This window comes from Brevundimonas sp., assembly GCF_035561115.1.
GTDB lineage: Bacteria > Pseudomonadota > Alphaproteobacteria > Caulobacterales > Caulobacteraceae > Brevundimonas.
In genome coordinates, this window is sequence record NZ_DATMYH010000012.1 from 1 (window position 1) to 7,298 (window position 7,298).

Annotated in this window: 8 protein-coding genes; 3 read left to right on the forward strand and 5 right to left on the reverse strand. The window is 68.4% G+C overall.

Annotated features, from left to right (window positions below):
- A partial coding sequence (locus VN378_RS01510) for an SDR family NAD(P)-dependent oxidoreductase (protein WP_325740305.1) occupies positions 1-368 on the reverse strand: 368 nt, incomplete at its 3' end.
- A gap of 191 nt (positions 369-559) precedes the next feature.
- Here VN378_RS01510 and VN378_RS01515 point away from each other — a divergent pair.
- Positions 560-1,456 (forward strand): LysR family transcriptional regulator, encoded by an 897-nt coding sequence (locus tag VN378_RS01515; RefSeq protein ID WP_325740308.1) that lies wholly within the window; start codon positions 560-562, stop codon positions 1,454-1,456.
- 80 nt (positions 1,457-1,536) lie between these two features.
- Here the strand turns inward: VN378_RS01515 and recN are convergent, their stop codons facing one another.
- From recN to VN378_RS01535, 4 genes are read right to left on the reverse strand one after another with little or no spacing between them, the layout of a single operon-like run.
- The gene (gene recN / locus VN378_RS01520) at positions 1,537-3,237 is read right to left on the reverse strand and encodes a DNA repair protein RecN (RefSeq protein ID WP_325740310.1); all 1,701 of its coding nucleotides are present in this window, start codon (positions 3,235-3,237) and stop codon (positions 1,537-1,539) included.
- A gap of 60 nt (positions 3,238-3,297) precedes the next feature.
- On the reverse strand, positions 3,298-3,612 hold the full coding sequence (locus tag VN378_RS01525) for a BrnA antitoxin family protein (protein ID WP_325740311.1): 315 nt from the start codon (positions 3,610-3,612) through the stop codon (positions 3,298-3,300).
- Positions 3,569-3,841 (reverse strand): BrnT family toxin, encoded by a 273-nt coding sequence (locus VN378_RS01530; protein ID WP_325740312.1) that lies wholly within the window; start codon positions 3,839-3,841, stop codon positions 3,569-3,571. Before VN378_RS01530 ends, VN378_RS01525 begins: the two co-directional genes overlap by 44 nt.
- 36 nt (positions 3,842-3,877) lie before the next feature.
- Positions 3,878-4,735, reverse strand: a complete 858-nt coding sequence (locus VN378_RS01535) for an outer membrane protein assembly factor BamD (RefSeq protein ID WP_414642200.1) — start codon at positions 4,733-4,735, stop codon at positions 3,878-3,880.
- A 205-nt stretch (positions 4,736-4,940) separates the two neighbouring features.
- On the opposite strand from VN378_RS01535, the gene VN378_RS01540 reads away from it, so the two are divergent.
- Positions 4,941-5,876 (forward strand): ribose-phosphate pyrophosphokinase, encoded by a 936-nt coding sequence (locus tag VN378_RS01540; protein ID WP_325740315.1) that lies wholly within the window; start codon positions 4,941-4,943, stop codon positions 5,874-5,876.
- Positions 5,877-5,956: 80 nt separating this feature from the next.
- Positions 5,957-7,111: a hypothetical protein gene (locus VN378_RS01545; RefSeq protein WP_325740317.1), complete on the forward strand. Its 1,155-nt coding sequence runs from the start codon at positions 5,957-5,959 to the stop codon at positions 7,109-7,111.
- Positions 7,112-7,298: the final 187 nt, after the last annotated feature.

Sequence of the window (7,298 nt, forward strand, 5' to 3'; positions counted from 1 at the left end):
AGCGCCTTCTGGACCGTGAAGATCGTACCCTTCACGTTGGTGTCGAAGATTTCGTCGATGTGCCCGGCGGTGATCTCTCCGAGTGGCAGCAGACTTCCCGTCCCGGCATTGGCGAAGACGATGTCGAGAGTTCCGCGCTCGACCTTCACCGCCGCATAGAGTCGGTCCAGGTCGGCCTCATCCGAGACCGAGCCCTTCACCGCGCGGGCATTGGGCCCGAGGTCGGCCACAGCGGCATCGAGCGCGTCCTGCCGGCGGCCGAAGATGAAGACGAAGGCGCCCTCCTCGATGAAGCGCCTTGCCGCGGCGCGGCCAATGCCGGTCGCGCCGCCGGTGATCACGGCGGTCTTTCCATTCAGTCTGGTCATGATTGCATCCTTCCTTGTCCGGGGTCGTCCCGAGGCGATGGAAGTGGGTCTTTCTGCGTCCGGCGTGAGTGCGACGACGCGCACATCGGTGGTGCAAAAACGATCCGGAATATCCTGCAGACCGCCTGACGGGTGTTAGATTGGTTCCAGACAGGCTTGGAAAGCCAGGCGGCGCGGCGCAAGAATGCACCATGATCGACTGGGATGACGTCCGCTATTTCCTCGCCGTCGCGCGCGGAGGCTCGGTGCGGGCGGCCGCCCAGCGCCTCGGGGTGAACCACTCGACCGTGCTGCGACGCATCGCCCAGCTGGAGGAACGGCTCGGCGCGCAGATGTTCGAAAAACTGCCTTCGGGCTATCGCCTGACGACGGCGGGCGAGGAGGTCCTTGAGCTCGCGGACCAGATGGAAGCGTCGTCACACCAGCTGGAGACGCGTGTCTTCGGGCGCGACCAGGGCGTGCGCGGACGTCTGCGGGTGACGATGGCGCCGACCGTCGCGACCCATCTGCTGATGCGGGATCTGGCCGATTTCGCGCGCCTGCATCCGGACATCGAGATGGAGATCCTGTCGTCCGGCGAGCTGGCGAACCTGACCAACCGGGAGGCCGATGTCGCGATCCGCGTCGTCTACGACCGCAAGACCCTTCCGCTAAATCTCCATGCGTTGAAGGGACCGGACGTGTTCGGCGCCGTCTACCTGTCCCGCGAGCGGCTCGCCGCGTGGCGGGCGGGGGCGGCCGATCCCGTGCGGTGGATCGTCATTAGCGCTCATGGCGTCCCGGAGTGGGTCCGCGAGGGCGAGGTTCGCACGGCGGGCGTCCCGTTCAGGACCACGGACGGCGAAGCGCAGATCGCCGCTGTCCGCCAAGGGCTCGGGATCACGACCCTGCCGTGCTTCGTCGGAGACGCCGATTCCTTGCTGGCGAGAGTTCCGGGCACCGACCTGCACATGTACGGAACGCTCTGGATTCTCACACAGGGGGAGACCCGCAAGACGAAACGCGTCCAGCTCTTCACCGAGTTCCTATCCCGCAGGCTCGACGCCCATGCGCCGCTTCTCGAAGGGACCTCCATCTCGCGTGACTGACCCCGGCGTCGGACATGGGCTCTCCGTCCACGGGCGACCGCTGGAACCTCCGCCTGGCGACGAACGACGCCGCTTCCCCATCACCCGATCAGCGACCTCGCCGCCGCCCGCGCCTCGTCCGTGATCACCGCCCCCGACAGCATCCGCGCGATCTCTTCCCGGCGGGCGTCGTCGTCCAGCGCATCCACCGTGGTGGTCGTCATCCCGCCGGCGTCGGCCTTGCGGACCTTCCAGTGGGCGTGGCCGCGGGCCGCGACCTGGGGACTGTGCGTCACGACCAGAACCTGGGCGCCGGCCGACAGACGCTGCAGGCGCGCGCCGACGGCCGAGGCCACGGCGCCGCCGACGCCCTGATCGACCTCGTCAAAGATCATCACCGGCTGGCGCTGATCCTCCCGTTCGGCAAGGGCCGCCTTCATGGCCAGGGAGAAGCGGGCGAGTTCGCCGCCCGAGGCGATGGCGTCCAGCGGGCCGAAGGCGGTGCCGGCGTTGGTGGCGATCTCGAAGCGGGTGGTCTCGACGCCCAGCGGCCCCCGGCGGCCCTCGGCCACAGGCTCGAAGGCGACGCGGAAGCGGGCGCGGTCCAGCTTCAGAGGCCCCAGCTCGGCCATGACGGCGGCGGTCAGGCGGTCGGCGGCGGCCTCGCGCGCCGAGGTCAGCAGCATGGCGGCGACGTCATAGGCCTCGCGCGCGGCCGAGGCGGCGCGTTCGGCGGCGGTGATGGCCTCGGCCCCGTCCTCGATCAGGCGCAGCCGTTCGCGGAAGCGGAGGCGCAGCGCCGGCAGGCTGTCGACCGATGTGTTCAGCTTGCGGGCGGCGGCGCGCAGGGCGAACAGACGCTCCTCGGCCTTGTCGAGGCGGCCGGGTTCGAAGTCGAACGCGTTGGCGGCGGCGTCGACGCAGGCGATGGCTTCTTCCGCCTCGACCATGGTGCGGTCGATGGCCTCGGCGGCGGCGGACAGTTTTTGCAGCAGGGGATGTTCGGGGTCCGTGCCCGCCTGCCCGGCCCGCTGGCGGGCGTGTTCGACGGCGCGCAGGGCGGCCGACAGCTTCTGGGACAGCTTGTCCCCGCCCAGCTGGGTCCGGGCGTCAGCCAGATCGCCGATAGCCTTTTCCGCCGCGCCGAGGAGGGCGCGTTCGCCGGCCAGTTCGGTCTCCTCGTCGGCGCGGGGATCCAGCTCGTCCAGTTCGGCGAGGTTCTGCGTCAGCTCCTCGGCATGGGCGGCCGCGTCGGCGGCGGCGGCCCTGAGGTCGGCGACGGTGCGTTCGGCCGTTTTCAGGCGTTCGGCGGCTCCGGCCACGCCGTCCAGCTGGGGCTGCAGGCCGCCGTAGTTGTCCAGCAGGGCGCGGTGGGTCTTCCAGTCCAGCAGGCCGACGGTCTCGTGCTGGCCGTGCACCTCGACCAGGGCCTGGCCGATCTCGCGCAGGGCGGCGACGCCGGCGGGCTGGTCGTTGACGAAGGCGCGGCTGCGGCCGTCGGCGGCCACGGTGCGGCGCAGGATCAGTTCCTCTCCCGGCGCGACCTCGAATCCGCGCGCGGCGATCATCTCCAGCAGGGCGGGGTCGTCGGGGGCGGTGAAGACGGCGGTGGCCGAGGCCTGTCTGGCCCCCGCCCGCACCAGGCCGGCGTCGGCGCGCGCGCCCAGGGCCAGGCCCAAGGCGTCGAGGATGATGGACTTGCCGGCCCCGGTCTCGCCGGTCAGCACGGTCAGGCCGCCGTCGACCTCGAGGTCGAGCGCGTCCACCAGCACGATGTCGCGGATGGAGAGGGCGGTCAGCACGGTGTGATCGCGGAGGGCGGACGATTCGTCATCGGCGTCAGTCTAGCAAAGTGCTGACGATCAATCCGTGAAACCGGCGGCTTGTCTCAGGGCGCGGTTGATGCGGGATTGCCAGCCGTCTCCCCCGGCCCGAAAGTAGTCCAGTATCTCCGCATCCAGCCGAAGCGTGACCTGCTTTTTTGCGGACGGAGAGCGAGGCCGACCCGGCGACCGCTTGAATTGCGCCAGCACATATTCCGGCAGGACATCGCGGGCCGGCCGCAGCCGGACAGCGCGTTCCGCGGTCAGTTCGGGGGTGTCCTCATCGTCGACCACGAAGTCCTGGAGGTTTTCAGAGACGCCTTTGTTGTGCGGCGTATTTCTGTTCCCGGTCATTCGCTTTCCTCAGGCTGATCGCCCGCGTGATTCCCTCTCGGACCGTGAAGGCCAGGACATGAAGACGCCCGTCCATCTCTCCGTAAAGGATCCATCGCGGCTCCCCATAGTCCCGCCGATCATCGATTTCGATGAGGGCGTCATCGATGAACATAGTCTCGGCGCGGCTCAGCGACACCCCGTGTTTGGCGAGGTTCGCCTTGTCCTTGTCGGGATCGAAGACGATCATTTATGTAGTTACATAAATGATCGTGGTCAAGTCGGCTCAGCCCGGGATGATCCGGCGCAGCCAGCTTTCGCGCTGGCCGGTCGGGGCGACGCCGGGCTGGCGGCCCTCTTCCGTCAGCAGGGCGTAGGCCTCGGCGTACCAGGGGCTGCCGGGATAGTTGAAGCCCAGCACGGCGCCGTTGCGGGTCGCCTCTTCCTTCAGGCCCAGGGTCAGATTGACCTCGACCAGCCGGTACAGGGCCTCGGGCGTGTGCGAGGTGCGCTGATAGGCTTCATTGTCGATCACCGCCTTGTAGCGGTTGATCGCCGCCAGCGGCTGGCCGGCGCGCTGGTAGTAGCGGCCGATGGCCATCTCCTTGCCCGCCAGCTGGTCGTTGACCATGTCGATCTTGACCGTGGCGTCGATGGCGTAGGACGTGCCGGGATAGCGGCGCTGCACATCCTTCAGCCCGTCCAGCGCCGCCTGGGCATAGCCCTGGTCGCGGCCCACGTCGGTGATCTGTTCGAAATTGCACAGCGCCTTCATGTAGAAGGCGTAGGGCGCGGACGGATTGCCGGGGAACAGCTGGATGAAACGATCCGAGGCGGCGATGGCCTCGGCGTAATTGTTGTTCTGATAGTAGGCGTAGATCTGCATCAGGATCGCGCGGCGCGACCATTCCGAATACGGATGCTGACGCTCGACCTCCTGGAAATAGTCGATCGCGTCGGCCCAGCGGTTGCTCTGCAGGCGCTGGTAGCCGGTGTTGTAGAGCGCCTCGACCGGGCGCTCCTCATAGGCCAGACGCGGACGATTGGGGCGGCCTGCGCAGGCCGAGATCGTCAGGGCCGAAACAGCCACGGTGGCCAGGATCAGGCCGGCGCGGAATTTGGAAGCAGGCAAGGACGACCTCAAAATGCAAGCCGGCGGGCGCGAACCCGTCGGCGCCCCCGAAAACGAGACGCGATCTCTACACCAGCAGACTTGTCTGCGCCAATGCGCGAAACAGCCCTTAAAAACGCGCGCCACGCCTTGTGGCGCAGCCATCCGCTGGTATGTAGCGCGCCAGCGCCACGGCGGCATTCTCAGCCCGGCGATGACGGCGAAAGGATGACCGGACATGAAGCTGCTCTCTGGCAACTCCAACCGGACCCTGTCCCAGGCGATCGCCGCCCACCTCGACATGCCCCTGACCAAGGCCCAGGTGAAGCGGTTCGCCGACAACGAGGTCTTCGCCGTCATCGAGGAGAACGTTCGCGGCGAGGACGTCTTCGTGCTGCAGTCGACCAGCTATCCGGCCAATGACAATCTGATGGAACTGCTGATCATGACCGATGCGCTGGTGCGCGCCTCGGCCAAGCGGATCACGGCGGTCATGCCCTATTTCGGCTATGCCCGGCAGGACCGGAAGACCGGCGGCCGCACGCCGATCTCGGCCAAGCTGGTGGCCAATATGATCACGCGGGCGGGGGCGCACCGGGTCCTGACGATGGATCTGCACGCCGGCCAGATCCAGGGCTTCTTCGACATTCCGACCGACAACCTGGTGGCCACCCCCGTGCTGGCCCAGGACATCAAGGACCACTATCCGCGCGGCGACGACCTGATGATCGTGTCGCCCGACGTCGGCGGCGTGGTCCGCGCCCGCTCGCTGGCCTCGCGCCTCAACGCCGATCTGGCCATCGTCGACAAGCGGCGCGCCCGGGCCGGCGAGAGCGAGGTCATGAACATCATCGGCGACGTCGAGGGCCGGCGCTGCATCCTGTTCGACGACATCGTCGATTCGGGCGGCACCCTTGTGAACGCGGCCCAGGCCCTGATGGACAAGGGCGCGACCGAGGTCTCGGCCTATATCAGCCACGGCGTGCTGTCGGGACCGGCCGTCCAGCGCGTGACCGACGGGCCGCTGAAGGAACTGGTCATCACCGATTCCATCGAACAGCCCCACGAGGTTTCGACCTGCGGCAAGATCCGCACCGTGTCCGTAGCCCCCCTGATCGGGGAGGCCATCCGCCGGATCGCCAACGAGGAATCGGTCTCGAAACTGTTCGACTGATCGAAAGTCGGTCGCCGGCCTGCCTCAAATTGGCCGGCAGCGCGTTCTCTGCTCCACGACGGACAGTTCGAGGAGAGTTCATGCGTTCGGCAATGATGCGCCGCGGCCCTTTGCTGGCCGCCCTGTGTGCGACCGCCGTCCTGGCGGGATGCGCCTCGGGGAAGGCCGAAGCTGAAGCCGAGGCCGCGCGTATCGCCGCCGAGGCCGCCGCCCTGGCCGCGCGAACGCCGCCGCCGATCAACCTGAACCAGGGCGTCGCCCAGGATGCGGCGGTCTATCTGGCGTTCGCGCATGAGATCGCCGCCATCCGCGGGGGTTTCGAGAATCCGGAGGCCATCCAGGCCGCCCTGCGCCAGGGCTCGGCCTATGACCCGGGCCAGATTTCGCGGGGCATGGTCGCCTATGCCTCCATCGTCGCCCTGCAATCGCCGACCTTCGTCGCGGGCGTCAACCAGTATGGCGTCAACCCGACGGGCCGGCAGAAGATGATCGCCGACATCGTGGCCGATCCGCGCACAGCCTCGTACATGCCGGGCGCGGCGGACGCGGCGGGGCTGATCATGGCCGCCCTGGACGCCGACATCGACGCGCTGAGCGCGGCCGCCAATTCGGTGGAAAACGACGCCTACGCCATCCAGGCCGACGGCCGGCGGTCATGGGCGATCGCCCACATCACCGATCGCGTGACCCGGCTGGAGGGCGCCAAGGCCCTGTCCGGCCAGACAATGCTGCCGTCAGCTGCGGAATCGGCGCGCCTGTTCGCCGCCGCCCACAGAGGCTCGGGCCTTGCCGTCCCGGGGGGGCGGAGACCCCGCCAGCCCCCCTATCCGCCCGTGGTGACGAACGCCCTGGCCCTGGCCGCCCTGGCGGCCCTCGGCGCGGCCGGCGAGGACGCGCACGCCAATACGGCCGCGCTGCAGTCGGAACCGACCAGCCGGAACTGCCTGAACGAATCCAAGCTGAACCTGTATCAGTGCCTTGCGGCGTCGCGGCCCAGTTACGAGGACATGTTCTGCGTCGGTCGCCATATCGTGCGCGACCTGGCGACCTGCACCCGCAGCGCGGCCCTGCCCCCCGCCACCATCACGGTGTCCGATCCGGTGGTGGTCAGTCCGCTTCCTCCGTCGATCGTGACCGCGCCCTTCGATCCGCCCCGGACCGCGCCCGTCTCCCCGACCCAGCAGCTGAACATCGGGACCGGCGCGCCGATCCAGCGAAGCGCGCCGCCGGGCTGAACCCGACGCCGGTCGGCCCCGCTGGCGGATTAGTGATCGGCAAACGATTCGGGGCGCGTTATAAGGGCTTCGGAGTTTCGGCGTCCCGCGAAGACGCCGCGCGTGAGCTGGGGAATTTCGCATGTTCATGGCCTATTCGCGCCGCGGCCTTTCGGCCGCCGCCGCCGTCGCCGCCCTTGTCCTGGCC

Excerpts from the sequence above, each read along its gene's own strand:
- VN378_RS01515 (WP_325740308.1), top strand. The coding sequence starts at position 560 with ATGATCGACTGGGATGACGTCCGCTATTTCCTCGCCGTCGCGCGCGGA.
- VN378_RS01525 (WP_325740311.1), bottom strand. The coding sequence starts at position 3,612 with ATGACCGGGAACAGAAATACGCCGCACAACAAAGGCGTCTCTGAAAAC.
- VN378_RS01530 (WP_325740312.1), bottom strand. The coding sequence starts at position 3,841 with ATGATCGTCTTCGATCCCGACAAGGACAAGGCGAACCTCGCCAAACAC.
- VN378_RS01540 (WP_325740315.1), top strand. The coding sequence starts at position 4,941 with ATGAAGCTGCTCTCTGGCAACTCCAACCGGACCCTGTCCCAGGCGATC.
- VN378_RS01545 (WP_325740317.1), top strand. The coding sequence starts at position 5,957 with ATGCGTTCGGCAATGATGCGCCGCGGCCCTTTGCTGGCCGCCCTGTGT.